Annotated in this window: 18 protein-coding genes; 9 read left to right on the top strand and 9 right to left on the bottom strand. The window is 49.6% G+C overall.

Annotated elements, in window-relative coordinates; all coding sequences use genetic code 11:
• From AC4PME_RS17375 to AC4PME_RS17355, 5 genes are all read right to left on the bottom strand, one after another.
• On the bottom strand, window positions 1-359 hold a 359-nt coding region (locus AC4PME_RS17375; RefSeq protein WP_491529673.1), incomplete at its 3' end, for a family 16 glycosylhydrolase.
• A gap of 78 nt (window positions 360-437) precedes the next feature.
• Complete coding sequence (locus AC4PME_RS17370) at window positions 438-3131, bottom strand: TonB-dependent receptor (protein ID WP_491045750.1); 2694 nt, start codon at window positions 3129-3131, stop codon at window positions 438-440.
• A gap of 189 nt (window positions 3132-3320) precedes the next feature.
• Complete coding sequence (gene nadE / locus AC4PME_RS17365) at window positions 3321-5435, bottom strand: NAD(+) synthase (RefSeq protein WP_491045751.1); 2115 nt, start codon at window positions 5433-5435, stop codon at window positions 3321-3323.
• A gap of 7 nt (window positions 5436-5442) precedes the next feature.
• Window positions 5443-6651, bottom strand: a complete 1209-nt coding sequence (gene pncB / locus AC4PME_RS17360; RefSeq protein WP_491045752.1) for a nicotinate phosphoribosyltransferase — start codon at window positions 6649-6651, stop codon at window positions 5443-5445.
• A 19-nt stretch (window positions 6652-6670) separates the two neighbouring features.
• Window positions 6671-7306 carry an isochorismatase family protein gene (locus AC4PME_RS17355; RefSeq protein ID WP_491045753.1) on the bottom strand — a complete coding sequence of 212 codons (636 nt, stop codon included), beginning with the start codon at window positions 7304-7306 and terminating at the stop codon, window positions 6671-6673.
• A 167-nt stretch (window positions 7307-7473) separates the two neighbouring features.
• Between AC4PME_RS17355 and AC4PME_RS17350 the strand changes: the two genes are divergently transcribed.
• Window positions 7474-8001: a nicotinate-nicotinamide nucleotide adenylyltransferase gene (locus AC4PME_RS17350; protein WP_491045754.1), complete on the top strand. Its 528-nt coding sequence runs from the start codon at window positions 7474-7476 to the stop codon at window positions 7999-8001.
• Entirely contained in the window at window positions 7994-8692 is a 699-nt protein-coding gene (locus tag AC4PME_RS17345) for an NUDIX hydrolase (protein WP_491045755.1), read from the top strand. The genes AC4PME_RS17350 and AC4PME_RS17345 overlap by 8 nt, the downstream gene beginning before the upstream one ends.
• A gap of 29 nt (window positions 8693-8721) precedes the next feature.
• On the opposite strand, the gene AC4PME_RS17340 is transcribed toward AC4PME_RS17345, so the two are convergent.
• A complete protein-coding gene (locus AC4PME_RS17340; RefSeq protein WP_491045756.1) occupies window positions 8722-9006 on the bottom strand; it encodes a type II toxin-antitoxin system RelE/ParE family toxin in 285 nt (94 codons plus the stop codon).
• A complete protein-coding gene (locus tag AC4PME_RS17335) occupies window positions 9003-9239 on the bottom strand; it encodes a ribbon-helix-helix domain-containing protein (protein WP_491045757.1) in 237 nt (78 codons plus the stop codon). Before AC4PME_RS17335 ends, AC4PME_RS17340 begins: the two co-directional genes overlap by 4 nt.
• Window positions 9240-9465: 226 nt before the next feature.
• Here AC4PME_RS17335 and AC4PME_RS17330 point away from each other — a divergent pair, with 226 nt between their 5' ends.
• Together AC4PME_RS17330 and AC4PME_RS17325 are read left to right on the top strand one after the other, a co-directional pair.
• A complete protein-coding gene (locus AC4PME_RS17330; protein ID WP_491045758.1) occupies window positions 9466-9639 on the top strand; it encodes a hypothetical protein in 174 nt (57 codons plus the stop codon).
• Between the two features lie 188 nt (window positions 9640-9827).
• Entirely contained in the window at window positions 9828-13145 is a 3318-nt protein-coding gene (locus AC4PME_RS17325) for an amidohydrolase family protein (RefSeq protein WP_491529671.1), read from the top strand.
• Window positions 13146-13189: 44 nt separating this feature from the next.
• Here the strand turns inward: AC4PME_RS17325 and AC4PME_RS17320 are convergent, their stop codons facing one another.
• Both AC4PME_RS17320 and AC4PME_RS17315 read right to left on the bottom strand, forming a co-directional pair.
• Entirely contained in the window at window positions 13190-14203 is a 1014-nt protein-coding gene (locus AC4PME_RS17320; RefSeq protein WP_119499956.1) for a hypothetical protein, read from the bottom strand.
• Window positions 14204-14312: 109 nt separating this feature from the next.
• Window positions 14313-15857 carry a hydroxymethylglutaryl-CoA reductase gene (locus AC4PME_RS17315; RefSeq protein WP_119499955.1) on the bottom strand — a complete coding sequence of 515 codons (1545 nt, stop codon included), beginning with the start codon at window positions 15855-15857 and terminating at the stop codon, window positions 14313-14315.
• A 406-nt stretch (window positions 15858-16263) separates the two neighbouring features.
• Between AC4PME_RS17315 and AC4PME_RS17310 the strand changes: the two genes are divergently transcribed.
• From AC4PME_RS17310 to AC4PME_RS17290, 5 genes are all read left to right on the top strand, one after another.
• The gene (locus AC4PME_RS17310) at window positions 16264-17517 is read left to right on the top strand and encodes an HlyD family secretion protein (protein ID WP_119499954.1); all 1254 of its coding nucleotides are present in this window, start codon (window positions 16264-16266) and stop codon (window positions 17515-17517) included.
• Window positions 17517-19682, top strand: coding sequence for a peptidase domain-containing ABC transporter (locus tag AC4PME_RS17305; protein ID WP_161599082.1), 2166 nt, complete (start codon window positions 17517-17519; stop codon window positions 19680-19682). The genes AC4PME_RS17310 and AC4PME_RS17305 overlap by 1 nt, the downstream gene beginning before the upstream one ends.
• Entirely contained in the window at window positions 19675-19926 is a 252-nt protein-coding gene (locus AC4PME_RS17300) for a helix-turn-helix domain-containing protein (protein ID WP_119499952.1), read from the top strand. The genes AC4PME_RS17305 and AC4PME_RS17300 overlap by 8 nt, the downstream gene beginning before the upstream one ends.
• Window positions 19927-19928: 2 nt before the next feature.
• Window positions 19929-20237, top strand: a complete 309-nt coding sequence (locus tag AC4PME_RS17295) for a hypothetical protein (RefSeq protein ID WP_119499951.1) — start codon at window positions 19929-19931, stop codon at window positions 20235-20237.
• 65 nt (window positions 20238-20302) lie between these two features.
• Window positions 20303-20482, top strand: a complete 180-nt coding sequence (locus AC4PME_RS17290) for a hypothetical protein (protein ID WP_303573884.1) — start codon at window positions 20303-20305, stop codon at window positions 20480-20482.
• Window positions 20483-20488 lie beyond the last annotated feature (6 nt).

Genomic DNA, 20488 nt, shown 5'->3' with positions numbered 1-20488 from the left:
CGGCCCGGCGAATCCCACCATGAGGTATAAGTGAAAATGGATGAAACCGTGCCTGCGGTATTACCGGTTTTCAGCGAGCCCTGCACCTTCCCATAACCGTAAAATGCTTTCGACTGCAATTCTGAACAGGTGCCATCGGATACCGACAATGTAATGCCATGAGAGCTGGGCGAAATAGCACCTTCGTTGAAGGTACAGCCAAACGGTGTGCCATTGCTGCCATTGCGCGGCTGCCAGATTACGCTGTTAAAACCCCAGCTAAAATCATCTTTGAAATAGCCTGCGGCAGTTGCTTCAGTGCTAACGCCTGCTACGGTAGCGAAGGTAGCGGCCATACATAAACCAGTCAGTGTTTTCATAAAATCTCCGGTATGAGTGGCTGCAGACTGCCGCTGGAAACCAGTGCAGCAGTCTGCTAGGGAGTGGAATGGTTCAGATCAGAACGAGAAGCCAGCACGCACGCCGTAATAACGCGGCATACCGAAACTCCCCTTGCCGATGCCCTTACTGGTGTTATTCCAGTACTGCACCAGCTCATCGCTGGCGTTATTGACGAATACTTCGGCGTACCAACCCTGACTTAATGGCTCATACTTCACCGACGCATTCACCATGGCGAAACTGTCGCGGGTATCGTTCATGTAAGTGGTGGCTTCATCCGGTACCACGAAATCCATATCATCAAGGTGTTTGTCGAGGTTCCAGATGGTGGTGTATGATTTGTCTTTCCAGTTTACGTTGAACCAGCCATGCAGATAGCCATAGTTGCCCAGGTTCACTGTATGGGTGTAGCTGACATTGGCGGTAAATCGTGGCGTCATCGCCATGTTGTTACCGTTTAAGTTTGTGGTCAGCACATCGTTGGTGGGGTCGATAGACTCTTCGTACGACATGCTAAACAGGTATTCCGGGTCGTAATCCCATTTGGTGATCCAGTCTTCTGTGACCTTGGCATCCGTCCAGGTGGCATAACCGGTGATACGGCCACCCGCATACGGTTTCCAGTCAAATTCCAGTTCAATACCCTTGATGGTAGAACCCGGTACGTTCTGGGTGTAGTAAGCAATAACCGGCTGGTTCTGGAAGTCCAGCACTGGCTGACCGTTTTCATCCAGAATCGGACGCCCTTCCTCATCTTCCACCGACGACAAACGCTCAACGTTGCCGATGGAACCCACCGAGGCATACTGCATATCGGTGTAGTCGGTATAGAAAAATACCGCCTGCAAGTTCAGCGAGTTGTTCAACAAGCTGGATTTCGCGCCAATTTCCCAGGTAAGCACTTCTTCCGGATCAAACTGGGTTTCAAAGCGTGTGGCATCGCCGGTACGGTCGTTCACCACTTCATACACATCACCAATGCCGCCCGCTTTAAAGCCCGATGCGATATAGCTGTACACCATGGTGTCGGCAGAAATGTCGTAATCCAGTCCCACGCGAAAATCATGATGAGTCCAGCTGCCTTTGTTGTCGTTGGCAAAGTAACTCGGGTAGATAGACGGGTCTTCAAAGGCATCTGTTGGCAGGTCGTTCAGAATAGTGCGGCCGAACCAGCCCGGCGCACATCCATCGGCATTGGAACAACGGTATGTACGGCCACCTACGTCCTCTTTCGTTTCGTCGCTGTAGCGATAGCCTAAGGTAAGGTGTAAATCCTTGCTCAGGTTATAGGTTGCCTGGCCGAATACCGCCAGCGCATCCGTGGAACGATCCGGCTGATCCCAGAAAGCTTTATCATCCATGGCGTTGTCGTAGTAACCCAGGGTGGTGGTTTTCTCGTGGAAATAGTTCACCCCGGCAATCCAGATTAAATCGCCGTATTCGTCAGACTGCAATTGTAATTCGGTGGAGTACGAGGTCGCGCCGGTACCGTCGAGAAAGTAAATGGCACCATCCCATGGATCCAGACCAATTTCCGAATCCTGTTGTGATGAACGCTCCATGTCTTCATAACCAAGCAACCACACCACGCTCAACTCATCATTCAGGTTGTAGTTTAAGGTGTTGCGCAGATAAGTGATGTCCAGATTCAGCTCACCAGGGACATTCACCACGGCCTGATAGGTATTGTCGCTGGGCAGCAAGTTATTGCAGTCACCGCCGTATTCCGCCGGGCGACCACGTAACTTGTCACAGTTCACCAGGTCGATATTGCCACCGCTGCGATTCACATACTGCTGGAACACTGTGTGGTTAGAGAAATTACCGTCCAGTGGTGCCCACAGGCTGCTAATGCGGAATGAATATTCATCGGCATTGTTGTAGAAGTTATCTTTGCTGGCAGGGGTAAGTGCGCGTACTTTCTGCGCTTCCGGATCGGTGCCCGCAGCGTCAATCCACCAGTTCTCTCGCTGGGTAACCGTGCTGCCAATACCCTGATAGGAATCTTCAGAAATCACCGGTGCTGAGAGCACCTCATCGCTTAACCACCGGGTGTCATACTGGTTGGGGTCGTAATAGCCTTCCAGGTACGAATCGCGCTGCAGGCCTTTGGCCGCGACACGAATTGCAAAGTCGTCGCTCAGGGGTACGTTGACAAACCCGTCGATAACCCGGCTGTTGTATTTGCCCGCTTCAACATTAACACCACCATAAGTGGCTTCGAATTTCGGCTTCGCCGAAATCACATTGATGCTCCCTACCGTGGAGTTACGGCCAAACAGCGTACCTTGTGGTCCGCGAAGCGCCTCAACCCGGTTGACATCGTACATCAGGGCCAGCGCACCCTGCATACGTGGCGAATACACGCCATCGAGATGCACACCTACCGCCGGGTCGCCCAACTCAGTGATGTTGGTAGAGCGAACACCACGCATGGAAATCACCGGCGCAGACTGATCGGTAGCCGTAGAAATATCCAGGCCAGGCACCAGATTGGCAATGTCTTTTACATTATTCACACCATTCTGTTTTAATTGCGCCTCACTGAGTGCCGAGATTGCCACCGGCGTTTCCATAAGTTTTGTTTTACGCTTGGTGGCAGTAACCGAAATAACCTCAAGGCCAAGCTCGTCTTCGGTCGCTTCGGTTTGAGCTGATGTGTCTGCTTGTTCGGTAGTGGCTTCCTGCCCTTGAGCAGAAAAAGCCAGGCCAAAAACCATGGCCAGAGTGATTTTGTTGATGTTATGCATGTGTGGTGTCCCGACTTCCTGTGGCTGTTAATGCAAAGCGCTAAATCACGCTTTTTACTATTTGTTAACAAGCTACATACAAATCAGGACAACTCGAATTGCTTTTCGCCAACCCGAGTGGCAAATACTACAAAACGTGCAAGTAATGTTTAACGAGCTTGCAAATGCTATTGCAAGCTCTTTGATTTATTACCCCTCCACTTCCTCAACATAATCCCACATTTGCTGTAGTTGCTCGCTAAAGCCATTGTTCAGCAGTGGGAAGCGGTGGAAGGTTTTCGGATCCAGCGATACCTGCTCAATGTGGAAACCGGCGCGGGTGCCGTAGCGTTTCCACGGATTACGGCAGAACAGTCTGAACCAGCGTTCAACATAAGCAGCCAGCTGGCGCATGTCGTGCTCTTTGTCGAAGCCGTTGAGCATCAGCTCTACCAGAATACTCTTTGGCCACATCTGGCGGGCCAGATAGCAATCCATAATGAAGTCGCATACCACGTAAGGCATCAGATCCGCTTCATCGGTCTGCTCTTCAGGACGTAATTCCGCTGTAGGCTGCTGTACGTTAACACGGTGCATTTCTTTTAGCTGATGGCGGGCGCTTTTACCATCCACCGACAGTGGCAGTCCCACTTCTTCCAGCCATCGGTTCACCTTGCGGATAGTGGTTTTGTTGATACCGGCAATCACGGAGATCACACCAGAGGTATCACCATCCATTGTCGCGTAACCCAGCGCTGATTCAGACAAGTTAGAAGTCGCAATCAGCAATTTGTTTTCACGGTTCGCCAGCATCCATACACCCGGACTACGACTGCGGGCCTGAATGTTCTGCATGGCGATGTCATCGGTTTTCCAGCTCAGCGGCCGGTCCGGATATAAACCATTCACCAGCGAGTGATATTGCTGAACCACCGGTTCAATATTCCAGCTGTGGAACGTTGCACCGATTTCTTCCGCCAGATATTTCGCTGCGTTGAAAGTGGTTTCGGAAGAGTTATCCGTGCCCTGATACAAACACAGCAACACCTTCGGCATGGCCTTTTCTTTCAGCCAAACAATTTTGTCTTCACCCGGCGCGATGGCGTCTATTTTCGCCGCCAGCCCTTTTGGTAGCGTAGCCAGATAATCGTGCACACCCAGTTGTTCCAGCGCCACAAAATGCGACACATACACCGATGCTGCCACCAGCGCAGAGTCCGCTCCGCCAGACAAACTCACCACGTAACCGTCGGTATGGGTGCGTGTTGTCCAGTCCCACAGGCCATTGCCCAGCGCGTAGCAAATTTCGGTAAAGGCGTAGTCGTCGCCGCTGAGTGAATCCCAGAATACCGGCAATTCGTCTTTGGCGGAATCTACGCGGTCGTTGCTGCGAGCAGCCAGCACGGCGTCGTTAGGCAGGGTAAGTGACAGTTCGATATCCACCACATTGGTGTCGTCGATATCGATGGTTTCAGAGCTTATCACCCGAGATACACGGTTGGCGCTCACGTTCACCAGGGTTTGGTTCATCACCACATCGCGCACGTTGAAGCGGTCGCCACGGGAAACGATTTTTCCTTCCGACGCAATCAGGGAGCCGCCGTCAAAAATACTGGTGCCGTTTTCGGTACCGGCTAAATTCGCGTAGGCATACACCACACCAAAGGCACGGGAGCCTTCTTTAATAAACTGTTCACGGATAAAGTTTTTGCCCACCGCAAAGTGAGAGGCACTGGGATTTAAAAGCACATCCACATTGCGATGATAAAGGTCGCGACCAGGACGGTTTGCCACCCAGGCGTCTTCACAGGTTTCTACACCAATGCGCAGGCCTCCGGCATTCACTACCACATCACCAAAGGGCACATTGAATGTGGGATGATTTACCACCCTGCCCCGTGGCCAGGCTTCAAACCAGCGCGGTTCATAATGCAGGCCGTTGCGAGCCAGATATTGTTTACAGGCAAAGCCATGCAGGCCGTCAGCACTAATAAAGGCCGTGGTGTTATAAACCTGACCGCCGGGAAACATCACCGGCATGCCCATGGCAATGAGCATGTTGTCAGCGTGTTCGCGCTCGTGCGCCAGTGCCTGATAGCCAGCCAAGACATCGTTCAGCGCGGCTTCGGCTGCCTGATTAAATTCCTGATAGCTGAAGTTGTCTTCACACCCGTAACCGGTGAGCGCCAACTCTGGCATTAGCAGAATGTTGATGTGCGCATCCAGTCCACGCTCGATGGCGGTAAGGATTCGGGAAACATTGCCCTTAAAATCAAAAGGGATCTGGCGCAGCGCTGCTGTACCAATTCGGGTGTAATTTGCCATAAAACTCTTATGCCCAGTTTACTTCAAATACCTTTTTCAGGTAGCTAACAAATTCAGGATCTTCGCAAAGGTTTTTACCCGGCGCATCAGATATTTTCGCCACCGGCTTACCGTTAACCCGTACCAGTTTCATCACAATATTCAGTGGCGTGACGCCGCGAACGTCGTTAGATAAAAAGGTACCAATCCCGAATGATGTTTTGATCCGCCCGCGGAACCGCAGAAACAGCGTTACCATGGTTTTAAAATCCAGTCCGTCACTGAAAATAATGGTTTTCGTTCGCGGATCAATATGCAAATTCTCATACATGCGAATTGCCTTTTCCCCGAATTCTATCGGATCACCGGAGTCATGTCTTAAACCATCGAAGAGTTTTGCAAAGTACAAATCGAAATCACGGACGAAAGCGTCCATACCAATGGTATCTGTCAGGGCATAACCCAACTGGCCACGGAACTCCTTCACCCAGGCTTCAAGAGTGTGCTTTTGTGAATTTACCAGTTGCACGCCGACTTGCTGGGACAACATAAAAATTTCATGGGCCATGGTACCGATTGGCAAAATGTCGAACTCTTTCGCCAGATGCATGTTCGATGTACCGGTAAGAAATTGCGGAACCATGCTTTTCAGCATATCAATAACAGTAAGCTGTGCTTCATAGCTGAAGCGACGACGGGTACCAAACTCAGCAATGGATAAGCCGGTTAAATCATGCTTTTCATGCTGTTCTTTCAGCCATTTCACTTTTTCAAATAAAGGCTGACGCACATCTTCGTAGGTTTTGTTTGGGTAGTTCCGCCGGTTGTACACTTCTGCCACGGTAGACAACACCGGCATCTCAAAATTGTGTACGTGCATCAGGGGGCCTTTCGCACGAATCGACAACTGTCCGTCTTCTTCTGAAAAATGCAAAAAACGGGTTTGATAAGACCACATTCGAAGCCACTCAATGAAGTCTTTCGTGTACCAGGGGATAGATTCCAGCCAGCTTATCTGGTCCGGTGTAAAGCGGAGGCCGTCGAGCTTTTCCAGCTCCTGTTGAATTTCAGCCCGGTAAGGACGTAAATCCACATCGCTGCGCACCACAAACCGGTATTCCACATCTTCAACATAAGGAAACTGGTGCATAAAACACTGCCACATGTTCATCTTGTAGAAGTCGTTATCTAACGCAGAAAAGTTTAAGTGTTCCTTAAACAAAGAATTTCGGGACATGGGTTTGTTTCTTAGTGGATTATGCAGCAAGGGCCTTTTTGACATCGTCGATGGTAGCGGCGATGACAACTCCTGATTCTTTAAGAGATTGAATTTGGGTGTCGATACCGTCAGGCGCAATGCCCCGGCACGCATCCAGGTGCAAGATGACAGTAAACCGGCCGGTTTTTTGTAGTTGACGGGCGGTAGTAGCGACACAGAAATCTGTCGCCAGGCCACCGACAATTACTGTTGTCACGTCATTGCAGCGTAAGTATTCGATTAACCCCGTGGACAGTTTTTCAGCCAGGTCATGGTAACAGGCACCATAGGGATGAAGGTCTGGAGCCACGCCTTTCCAGACGAAAAAATCGTACTCTGTGGGCGCAGGTAAACCGTCAAGCAGCTCAAAGCCTTTCGTACCGGGCTTGCAGTGCATTTTAAATGTGCAATCGGTATCCGGATGATCCAGCGGTTGAAACTGTTCATCGTCGTTCTCCACCCGGAACAAGGCTGCATCACAATGAGAATCGCTGGAACCCACAATGAAATCCGCCAGTGCATTTTGCGCCAGCAACGCCGGTACGATCTCATCTCCGCCCGGAACAGGCAGTTCATCGGGGCATAAAGGGGTAAACCCTTTTTGCGGATCAACATTAACGGATGCAATTTTCATCAGTAAGCTCCTCACTTTTTAAAGAGTATTCTATCAATACCCTTTTAAGTCAATCAAAATTTAATCAATCACTACCCAGTGAGATTAATACTTATAAAATGTGGTTTTATTTGCCTTTCTGGTAACTAATGAGTATTTTAAAAATACTCATTAAGAAGGTGTTCAATATGAAAGTAGCGGTGTTTGGTTCAGCGTTTAATCCGCCTACAAAAGGGCATGCTGATGCGATTGAATCGATTCTGGCACATGCAAATCACTACGAACGGGTAGTGCTCATCCCTTCCTTTTGCCACGCGTTCGCGAAAAACATGATTGATTACAGTCACAGGGTTGCCATGCTGAATGCGTTCGTGAGTGACCTTCAGGATGACCGCATACACGCCCTGCCCATTGAGCATCTCATCAGTGACGGTGAAAACCCCGTATACACCTACGATGTACTGTCTTACTTACACAATACGCAGTTTAGCGGCGATCAGCTTACATTCGTTATCGGGCCGGATAACAAAGCAAACTGGCCAAAGTTTTATAAAGCGCAGGAAATTGAGGAAAAGTGGCATGTTCTGGTGGTACCTGAACGACAATCTATCCGTTCAACCATGGTCCGTGAAGCGCTGGCAGAAGGTAATGCCGCAACATCCTTGATAACCCCTTCCGTGGCTGATTACATCAACAGGCATAAGCTATATGCGTGAAACTGCTTACCCGACCCCGGTGTGTACCATTGATGCCATTTTATTTCGTATCCGTGCTGATAAGCTGGAAGTCGCCCTGATCCGCCGCCCTGCTGATGCGCGGGTATACGCCAACGTATTAGCATTGCCGGGCGGATTTGTTCATACAGACAGGGATCAGACACTCAACGACACACTCCTTCGCAATTTGCAGTCAAAGGTGGGCCTGAGCCCGTCTTATATCGCGAAACTGGAATTTGAAGGTAACATCAGCCGGGATCCGGAGGGATGGAGTATTACCTGTCCTTATTTGTGTCTGGTGGATGACTCAGCGCCGTGTCTTGAGCATGTTCACTGGCATGATGTCAGCGATTTTCTGCGTGATTCACCCTCACTGACACTGCCGTTTGACCATCAGCAACTTATACAGAAAGCCTTTCAACGGCTTTATCACCGCGCAAAATACAGTACCGAACCCAATTACTTTTTCAAGAATCCGTTTACCCTCTCAGAATTGCAAACGGTGTATGAAATCGTGCTTGGCAAACCCCTGCACAAAAAGAACTTCAGAGACCGGATTGAAGAAAGTATGTCAGTGAAAGAAACCGGTGACAGTAAAATTGTAAAACGAAGCCGGGCCAAACTTTACACCCACAAACACCCGTTAAAGCCCCACTTTTTCTCCCGGGTCATGCAAGGTGCGTTTGATTAACGGGTTTACAGTAAGAACACTTTTAAAAACTAAAGCCATTCATCCACATCCTGGCTACCAATGATTGCCATAATCTCAACCATGCTCTCTGCAATTCTGAAGTAGATAGTGTCAGACCGGAATACATAACGGCGATAACCGGTACGGATATGATTCACCAATGGAAAGCGGAAAGGATCTTCTGAAATTCTTCCGAAAGCATTGTGCATTCTCCAAAAATAATCTTCCGCCAATTCTTGTCCGAACGTCGCAACGCCGTATACATATATTCTGTAAAGGTCTTCTTTTGCGTTTTCGGAAAGTACATAGTTCACGGCTCTTCAGATTGCCTCTTTTTGAATTCTTCGAGCATATCGGCCGGAGATTGATGACTAAACCCGCTCTTCTCCGCTATCGCCAGGCGATGATTTATGATTTCCGCCCGCCTCGCCCGGCGAATGAGATCATTCACAAGTTCACTTTTATTCGCGTATTCACCCGCTTCCTCCACTTGCTGCCTGAGCCAGGCATCGTTTTTTTCAGTCAAAGTGATACTTTGCCGGGGCATAGTTATTCTCCTGTAAAAGCAACTGGTGCAATTTTACACCACTTCAATTGCTTTCTGCCAATAACCGTCAGTAATATCCCACATCAATAATGTCTGTTCACCTGAACTCAAATACAGAACCACTTTTTGATTAATTTTTAAGATTAAGTCTATCAATTAGTCCCGTTACGCACTTTCTGAAATACCGCGCATAATACATTCATTAAAGTTAATGGAGAGTTATATTATGAGAGCGGGTATTTCAACTGTCGCTGTGTTGTTCGCTGTTGCGTTTGTTGCCACCTATGTTCTGACTGCAAACCTGGTAATGAGCGGTTTTTCAGCCTTCATGGTGTCATTTTTTCATTTGTGCATCCGCTGGATCCTCACTGAACTGGACCCTTCTTCCGCATCGTTATAGGTCTGTCTCAGGTTGCGGGTCGTTGTCGTAAACCTGCAGATACGATGAATAACCTCTTTAGTAAAACCATCCGCTTTGCAAATCCGGTAAGCCGTGTCGTATGCTTCTGAACGGGAAACGGGCTGTTCGCCGGCAGTGATGTCAGCCAGCCACATAACACACAACAAGTACCTTTACCGGAACGCATAATGATAAAAAACACCCGAAAGAGTCTGGCACTCGCTGTCAGTCTGATGCTGGGCAGCAGTACTGCACTGGCCGCAACGACAGACAAATCAGAAAACGAAAACTGGGATGTGCTCAAGCCCCCCTTTGCACTTAACAGCGTGGATATTGAAACCAGCGAAACCACCTGGTCCAGCCTGGACATCTCACCGGATGGCAAATTTATGGTGTTCGATATGCTGGGCGATTTGTATAAAGTGCCGTTATCCGGCGGCGATGCAACGTCGCTTACACAGGATTTTGCCTGGAACATTCATCCCGCTATTTCGCCGGACGGTAAGCATATTGCGTTTATCTCAGACCGTGGCGGCTTGTCCAATGTGTGGGTGATGGATATCGACGGCAGTAATTTGCGTCAGGTGACGACGGAAAAGAAAAACATCATTCATTCTCCGAAATGGAGTCCGGACGGGCAGTACATTGTTGCCACCAAAGGGATCATGTCCAGCCGGAGTATTCCGGCCGGTGAAATCTGGATGTATCACATTGCCGGTGGTGACGGTCTGCAAATCAAAGCCCGCGAACACGGGAACGCCGATCAGCAAAATATTGCCGACCCGGTGTTCTCACATGATGGTCAGTACATCTATTACACCCACAACACCGTGTCGGGTGCAGGCTTCGAGTACAACAGAGATCCCCTTGAAGGGATTTTCGACATCACCCGCTTCGACCGCAAAACCGGTAAAGAGGACAGTTTTATCAGTGGCACCGGCGGCGCTATTGTACCTGTGCCCTCACCGGACGGTAAATACATCGCCTTTATCCGCAGGGTAAAAAACAAAACCGGGCTTTTTCTCAAAGAGCTGGAAACCGGCCTTGAGAAACCGCTAACCCTTACCCTTGAGCGGGATATGCAGGAAGGCTTTGGTTCAGAAGGCTACTTTGCCTATTACGACTGGATGCCCGACAGCCAGTCTCTGGTTTACTGGACAGGTGGTAAGTTTCACAACATCGACATTAAAACCGGCAATATCGGAGATATTGATGTCAGCGTAAAAGCGACACTGCATTATGCAGATGCACTGCGCTTTGATGTGGATGTGGCACCGGATGAATTCGATGTAAAAATGATTCGCTGGTCACAAAAATCGCCGGACGGCAAAAGCATTTTATTCCAGGCCCTGGGCAAGCTTTATGTGAAAGATATTAAAAGCGGCAAAATGACCCGCCTGACGAAACAAAACGAACATGATGAATATTTCCCCCGTTATACCAACGATGGAAAATTCATCGTTTACACCACCTGGAATGACGAAAAGCTGGGTGATGTACGCATAGTTTCCGCCAAAGGTGGCAAAGGGAAAGTGATCACCAAAAAGCCGGGGCACTATGTAGAGCCAAGCTTCTCACCGGATGGCCGTTATGTCGCATTCAGGAAATTCAGCGGCGGCTATTTATTAGATCCTACTTATTCGGTAGAGCCGGGTTTATATGTGGCTGACCTGAAGAACGACACTGAAGTCAGAGTCAGCGAAAGTGGTGCACAACCCCATTTTGCCGGAAATGACGGTCGTGTGTATTTCACCGAACGCGCCGGCGGGTCTGCTTACCCTGAAACGCAATTGAGCAGCACCGATTTACGCGGAGAAGACAAGCGCACGCATTTATACGGTGCGGATAAAGTCAGCGAATACCGTTTGTCTCATGACAAAAAGTGGGTGGCTTTTGTTTACCAGTTCAAGACCTACGTAGCACCGTTCGTAGACAACGGTCAGAAAATTACGCTGGGACCGGACATGACATCATTACCGGTTACACAGCTATCTGCCCGCGCTGGCGAGTACCTGAACTGGAGTCCGGATAGTACGTCGGTAGGTTGGTTCCACGGACCGGTGTATTACGAGCGCGCACTGGAAGATGCATTTACTTTTGTTGCCGGTAAAGAAAAAGATGCACTGCCTGAACCGGAAACCAAAGGCATGAACCTGTCTTTCAAATCGAAGGCAGATAAACCCGGTGGCTACAAAGCGCTGGTCGGCGGCAAAGTCGTTACCATGCGTGATGCAGATAACACACAGGAAGTCATCGAAAACGGCGTAGTGCTTATTCGCGATAACCGGATTGAAGCCGTTGGCTCACTTGACGAAATTACTATTCCTGATGACGCCATGCGCATCGATACCCGCGGAAAAACCATTATTCCGGGCTTAGTCGATGCCCATGCACACGGCTCTCAGGGGCGTAACGAAATTATTCCTCAACAAAACTGGGGACAATTTGCCAACGTAGCATTTGGTGTGACCACGATTCACGATCCGTCCAACGACACCACTGAAATCTTTGCCGCCTCAGAGTTGCAACGACACGGCGATATTATTGCTCCGCGTATTTATTCCACCGGCGCGATTTTATACGGTGCGGAGTCACTGGGTTATAAAGCCATTATCAACAACTACGATGATGCATATTTTCATGTTGAACGGCTGAAAGAAGCCGGTGCAATTTCAGTAAAAAGTTATAACCAGCCGCGACGGGATCAACGTCAGCAAATTCTGTGGGCTTCACACGAACAGCAGATGATGGTTGTGCCGGAAGGCGGCGGTAAGATGCAGCAGAACCTGACCATGGTGGTAGACGGACATACCGGCCTTGAGCACAGTTTCCCTGTGGCGAAAGGCTATGATGATGTTAACCAGTTATGGGCAGCCACAGAATCGGGTTACACACCAACCTTCGTGGTGTCATATGGCGGCCTGATGGGCGAAGAGTACTGGTACGACAGAACTGAAGTGTGGAAGAACGAGCGCCTGCTACGCTATGTGCCGTCAACCATTCTCGACAGCCGTGCTATCCGCCGTCCTACCGCACCGGATAACCAGTACAATCACTTCGAAGTGGCAGCGTATGCAAAAACACTGCGCGACAAAGGTGTGAGCGTGCACATCGGTGCCCATGGCCAGCGTGAAGGTTTAGCCGCTCACTGGGAATTGTGGAGTATGGCTCAGGGTGGTTTCACACCATGGGAAGCCCTGCGTGGCGGGACCATTGACGGTGCAAAACACTTAGGCATGGGTAACGACCTTGGCAGTATAGAAAAAGGTAAGCTGGCCGACTTAGTTGTGATTGACGGTGATGTACTGAGCGATATCCGCAGAAGCGAATTTGTTGAGTATACCGTGCTGAACGGACGGGTTTATGAAGCTGCGACGATGAATGAAATGGGCAGCCGTAAACAGCGTAAGCCGTTCTTCTTCGAAGCAGATAACAAACTGTTTATGCCGGAAGAGACTGCGCAGGAAATCAACGCCAAAGCGCATATGTATCACTGGAGGCATTAATACTTTAAACCTGTACGGGCGCCTGATACGGCGCCCTTTTTATTTCATGCTGCTGGCAACGCCATTGCAGGTTTGAGACTGTCAGCGACCTGTTGTGGATCGCGGCAAATAAGATAAACCTCATCCTGCCAGTCTTCAAATGTCGCCATCATTGAATATAACAGCGCCGGCTTACTGAACCGGATGCGCACGTTAGCTTTATCACCCTGCCCCAAAATCAATGCATCACCACAGTCAGCTCTGCTCCAGCTCCCTGCCTCTGCAGACTCAATGGCAGACAGCCTGGCGAACAGGGTACTGTAGAAACCCGGATTGATAACCAGATCATCGTTCTGAATATACAGCGAGAAATGCTTCCCTATACGAATACTGGCAACGGCAGAAATCATCGTCCAGAGGATCAGGCTGCAAACGATAACCGCTGCGGTACTACTCCATTCAGCCAAAAGCCAGTATGAGAGCGCAGCTGCCATCACTATTCCGCCTGTCAGCACGCATTGATAAATCACGCTGTCTGATTTGGTATGTAGTTTCCCCACGGGCGACACATGCCGGCGGGTAAACCGGGGGATGGCATAAAACCAGGATGCCGGTTCATGGGCCCATAAAACAGCAGTCATTCGTTTTTTGTCATCCTCTGCATACGCTTTATGAGCATGCAATCTCGGATCACCGGGAAGATGGCGGGCTTTCCACAAGCTTTTAACCACCATATAAACCAGTGCAAATTCGAGAATAATAAGCACTGCCGCAATGGGATAACGTAGCCAGGAAATAAACTCAAAATAAGCAGCAAGATCTTCAGGGAAGGTGTACCGCGCGGCCACCGCCGCGAGACTAAAACTGATGATTATTTTCCACAGTTTCTGTTTGCCTTTCACAACAACACAGACATAGTACGCTGCAGGCAAAATAATAAAATACAAGCCTGCAAAAAGTGCGGTAAGCCACTTATCCTGCGGTAACCGGATCGTGTCAGGTAGAAAGTAATAGCCGCCGGCAAATGTAGCGACCATCAGAACGAAATAGATAAGACGATACTGAGCAGATTTCTGCATAGCAACACTCCCTGTTTGCTTAACCATGCCACCGGTAAAGTTTACTGCATGGTCAGTTCTCTGCGCAAAGGGAGATAAGTTTCAGAATATTACCCGAACGGCGTCTCACTTACCGGTTTCGTCCGTATTGTTCGTGAGATGACACCCAGTCAGATGAAGAAATGGCCGAAGCCAGCGAGATCTCTCCGGCCAGTGCCACCGCTCCTACAATCTCGGCAAACTTGTACACCTTATTTTTGCCGTAACAATCCATCAGCTCCAGGCACTCTTTCTGTGTACCTATGCCGGTTCCACCGCCGTAGGTGGCGACAATCAGAGAAGGGATAGTCAGTGAAACGTACAAATCCCCTTCTTCGGTGAGTTCGGAGTACATGATCCCCGCCGAGGATTCAGAGACATTAGCGACATCCTGTCCCGTGGCAATGAACATGGCGGTGATACCGTTGGGCGAATGCAGGCCGGTGTTATTAACGCCGGATAAAAACGAACCGATACCAGCCACTCTGCCATGGTAATCAATTTGTTTTGGCTCCACCCGCATTACACTAAGTAGATGTTCGCGCTTAATGGTAGCCTCTGCAGTAACCCGTTTTCCCCGGGTCCGCATAATATTTATCTGCGAGGCCTTTTTGTCGGTGGCAAAGTTAGACTCCAGATAAAAATTCACAATCCCTTCGTAGTGATCCATGATCCAGCCACAGGCAGCAAATGTGGCGCGCCCCACCATATTCTGACCGGCAGCATCTCCGGTCCTGTAGTTAAAACGGAGAAACGCAAATTTGTTAGACAGGAAATGGTCGATGTAAGTGAGCTTCGCCACCGAAGACGTTGCTTCTGCTTCATCACGGATCTTTTCGATATTTTCATTTATCCATTTAACGAAATCCCGTGCCCCCCGCGCATCAGAAAAAACAAAAACCGGTGCCCGTTGCATGGCATCATCAACCACCGTTGCTTTCACGCCACCGCTCATATTCAATAGCTTCATGCCACGGTTATAAGACGCCACCAGCGTGCCTTCAGTGGTAGCCAGCGGCACCACAAAATCGCCTTTCGCATATTCTCCGTCGATGGTGAGCGGACCCGCTATGCCAATGGGCACCTGCGCCACACCAATAAAGTGCTCAATATTGCCTTTTAATGTGTTGGGATCGATAGAATAGTTGCCCACATGATTCACCGGCGCGCCGGTTGCAGAAGCAAAATATGCCTGACGGGCTTTGATGATTTCTGCCTGATAGTCGTCGTGGGGATCTCTTGGGATCCCCTCCGGTTTGGCACTGATGTCTGAAATGTTGTCTTCGACTTCAAACTTCAGCTTACCGAATGGTGAGGCCTTAAAAGAAAGTCCCAATTTAAGTTTTTCAGGTCCGGCCTTTGCCCGCACGTTCAAAAAAACCGTAATAACTTCCCGTAGCGGAAAAGAAATGTCCCCTTTTGCATTAATTTCCTCAGCAGAGAGCAGCATATCCGCCCCGACTTTCAGGGTGATTTTCTCTTTCGGAATATGATTGCCATCCAGCACGATATGTAAAATTTCGCTGATACTGGCGTCTTTCAACCGGTTCTTCAGCATAAAGCACAAACCATCTTCCGTTTTTTGCAGACTGCCGTGGGTATACAACTGCTTTAAAAGCATGCTGGGGATAAACATGAGGCACTTCCTTTTTAATGGCTGACGCTTTTTGAGACGCGCTTATTATCAATGTAATACAGTAGCGTCAGTTAACAACAATTTCACTTCTTTCCCGGTCAAACCAGCCACCGGATTGACCCCCATCAACCTTTCCGGACTTGCCTGAAACGGACATGACTTAACAAAAACGGACATAACGCACATTTTTTGTACACAAATCATCCAGTGTCCGTGATTTGAAAGCCTCCGGCACTGCTTCTTGTAAATTTAATTCCGTCAGCAGGACGCTGATGTGTTTTCGACAGATTGCCCCTGTTACCGGAAAAGGAGGTGTCAGGGACTACGATGCCAGGGATTCAATTGATCAGTTAAGGATGCTGTTCAGGGGTAATCTGCCGGACTTTTATTTACCAAGGAGTAACTCATGGAACACAAGCTGTTCAGACAACAGGCTTTGCAACATCAGCTGACAGCCAGTCAGGGAGACGTATTTGTTTTACCGTCTTTGCCTGTCAGGATGATCAGCCTGATGGTAACAGGTTGGGTCATCGTGATGGCCTGGTATCTGAATAGTCAGGAATACAAAACCTTCACCCGGATTAACGGCTGGCTGGAAATGTCAGAGGGCAGTACGCCGGTTTATCCGGACAATACCGGCGGACGGGTTGCCGCCATTCTCGTGAAAAATGGCGATGAGGTTGAGGCGGGAACCCCCTTACTTCAAATCAACAGCGGCCAGACGCTGGGCTCCGGCGAAGACGTGCATTTTGCGGTGCACAGTCAGTATGAAGTTCAGCAGGAACAGCTTGAACAACAACTCCGCTACCTTAAAATTGCCCATAAGCTGGCTATTGCTACGACCAGAAATACCGGCACGCAACTGGAGCGGGATATTAGCAAACTTAACGGACTCATTGAGCTGGTAGGCCAACGGATCGCTCTGGCAGAAACGTCTGCTAACTCGATGGCAACACTCGCCGATGCCAGATTACTGGCGAAAAATGAACATCTCAGTGCCGCCCGTGCTGTGTTATCGCTAAAGCAGGAATTACTGGAATACCAGCGGGAGCGTGAAAGTAAGCTCGCCTACCTTGAAGAAAATCGCCATGAGCTGGCGAGGCTCCCCGCCAGTCAGGAGCAGGAGCGCCTTGATCTTCAGCATCAACTCAGTGCATTACGCAATCAGATGCTGCAGTGGGACAGTCAGCACAAGAAGGTAATTACCGCATCAAGAGCTGGTGTCGTATCCGATTTGTCTGTACGTAGCGGAGACTTCATCAATACGTCTAAACCTTTACTGAACATACAACCCTCTTCTGACACCCTTACCGGCAAGGTGTTACTGCCAGCCCGGTCGGCAGGTTTACTGCAACAGGGTCAGTCAGTCCGAATTAAACTGGATGCATTTCCTTATCAGCAATACGGCACCGTTGACGGTGTTATTACGCAAATATCCGACGATCTTATCCAGCCACAGAGTAAGCAATGGTTTCCTGTCACCACAGACGAACCGGCATATCTGGTTCAGGTGTCGCTGAATAAACAAAGCATCGCCACCTACGGACAGGAAACACCACTGAGAAGTGGCATGACCTTCAGTGCCGATGTAACGACACGGGAGTCCAGCCTGATTGAATGGCTTTTCGCACCGTTACTGTCTGTAAAAGGAGCGTGGTAATGCAGGCCCTCTTATCAGCAAACCCGCTCCCTTCCCTTCGCCGTTCTGTTAAAACACCGGTGGTGTATCAGGCGGAAGCCGCAGAATGCGGACTGGCCTGCCTGTGTATGATATTGCAGGCCCATGGCGATAAAAGAACACTGGCCGAACTCCGGCAGGAATATGGCTTGTCACTGAAAGGGGCCACGCTGGGAGATATTATTACCATCGCTAAGCGCCTTTCTTTATCTGCAAGAGCGCTGAAACTGGATCTGAACGACCTGCCAAAGCTGCAATTGCCCTGCATAGTTCACTGGGATATGAAGCATTTTGTGGTACTCACCTCGGTGAATAAAAACAGTGTAACCATTCATGACCCAGCCACGGGTAAGCGTAAAATGCCGGTATCCCGTTTTTCCGCTCATTTCACCGGCATTGCGCTTGAACTCTCTCCGGCCCCGGCTTTTACACCGGTCACGGCTACACCAAAACTCACTATCAGCAGTTTCTTCTCAGGTCTCAGCGGACTTCGCAGAACCTTGCTGCTCACCTTCTGTATTACCCTGCTTATTCAGTTATTTGCCCTGTTGTCTCCGTATTACATGCAAATGGTGGTAGATGATGCCCTGCCCGCAGGATCGTCTGACTTTCTGACTGCATTAACTATAGGCTTTGCGCTTTTTCTGTTAATTGAATGTCTGACTTCAGCGTTACGCCAGCATATCCTTTTACACTTCACCAGCCGCCTGCAATTGCTGATGAGCGCCAGGGTATTCAGTCATTTACTGCAACTGCCGCTAAAATGGTTTCACAGCCGGCATACCGGCGACATTATTTCCCGTTTCAGTTCATTAAATGCATTGCGGGATTTTCTCACTGCCAGCTTCATTACTGTGATCATGGACGGACTGATGGCACTGGTGACAGTGGCAGTCATGTATGTTTATGCGCCGCTTCTGGCCACGGTAGTCATTGTTATCACCTTTCTGTACGCGCTGTTCCGCGTGTTTGCCTGGCATTGCGTCCGGCCTCATCACGCCGACAAACTGGAGCTGGCTTCAAAGGAGCAAACGCACTTCATCGAATCCATGCGGGCCATTCAGACAATCAAGCAATTTAACCTGGAGGCGAGCCGCCACGGCCACTGGCTGAACCGGCTGACATCATCCTTAAATGCAGACATCAGTATCGGCAAATGGGGTTTGCGTACCAGCATTGCCAAACAGGTCATCACCGGTGCTGAAAACATTGTAGTGATTTACCTTGGCGCACAGATGGCTATGGAAAATGCACTGACCACCGGTATGCTGTATGCGTTTATCAGCTACAAAAACCGCTTTGTTACCGCCGCTGAAAGTCTGATCACCACCGCACTGGAATGGCGTATGTTATCGCTGCACATTGACCGGCTGTCAGATGTGGTGCTAGCTGAATGTGAAGACGTACCTGTTGCCATTTCCAGTGTTGACGGCACGGATAATGCCGGCCCGGCAACCTTATCCCTCAGACAGGTCAGCTATGCTTACGACAGCTTTTCAGCACCGGTACTTGAAAATATCGACCTGACCGTTGCCCCCGGCGAAGCCATAGCGATCACCGGCGCAAGCGGCTGCGGAAAATCAACGTTACTTAAATGTATTACCGGTATACACCCGCTCAGTTCAGGCTCAGTATATTTCGGCACAAAGCCTGTCAGTCAGGGCGCACTGAAAGGCGTATCCTCTGCGGTTTATCAGGATGACGCCCTGCTCAACGGAAGCATTCTTGAAAATATAGCCGGCTATTGTGATTCCCCTGATATTCAGCGGGCAGCAGGCGCGGCACAACTGGCCTGTATTCACGATGACATTGTAGCCATGCCAATGCAGTACCAGACACTGGTCGGCGACATGGGCAGCACCCTGAGCGGCGGTCAGATCCAGCGGATTATGCTGGCCAGGGCACTGTATCAACGGCCGCAGATCCTGTTCCTCGATGAAGCAAGCAGTCACCTTGATATGCACAACGAAGCACAGGTAAACCACAACCTGAAACAGCTGAACATCACCCGCATTATTATCGCCCACAGGCCGCAAACCATCGCCATGGCAGACCGTGTGTTCCGGCTTGAAGCAGGCCAATTAACCGAAATCTACCCCGTCAGTACCAACCCCGTTATTGAACAACAAGGAGAGAGTCATGACTAATCCAACCCCTATCAATGATCGCCTGGAGCAGCTTTCCCGCCGGGAACTGCAGGTTGCCCATAAAATTATGGAAGGGCTGCCGAATAAGCGAATCGCTTCCCAGCTATTTATCAGCGAGAGGACAGTGAAATTTCACTGCGCCAACATTTACCGCAAGCTGGATATCCACAACCGCACCTCACTGATGGCGAGTTACTACCGCCAGTTTCATCAGCCCGGTACACGGACAGAGCAAGAGGGGTAGCAATGTCCTTTCGTATCAATAAAACCGTGGCGTTTGAGACTGAAGTCCTGTTTATGAACAGTCTCATTCCCATGGCGGCAGCTTCGCTGTGCTGCCTGTTGTATTTCGCGATTACCAGTACATTACCCGATATGTGGGTGGTGGGTTTAACGTTTAATTTGTGCTGGATAATGAGTCTGCGCGAGACCATTTTAACCTGCTACCTGCAAGGGGTTTCAGACACAGTCGGCCAGTCGCCCTACCTGAAACCCGGCGTGGGTGATAACCGGACTTTTAGCCAGAAGACAGCGCCGGAAGACCCGGTAAACTAAAACCAGTTGTGAGTTATGCGCAACGAAACCCGTAACGGAAAAATAACCTGTTCAAGGAGAACATCATGAAAGAAACAACTACACCACGCCCGTTAACGAATGAAGAAGCCTGCGAAGTATCAGGCGCCGGTCTTATAAAAACTACGCCGGTCACAGAAGCCAAAGCCATTTTAATCCCGCCCCGCTATTTCACCCTGGCGCTGGGTGAAAATGGTGGCGATTACCCGGAAGAATCGGTTTACTGATTTCAG

Source organism: Alteromonas sp., assembly GCF_984505615.1.
The sequence above is the reverse complement of the archived record's forward strand: the minus strand, read 5'-3'. Positions and strand labels throughout refer to the sequence as shown.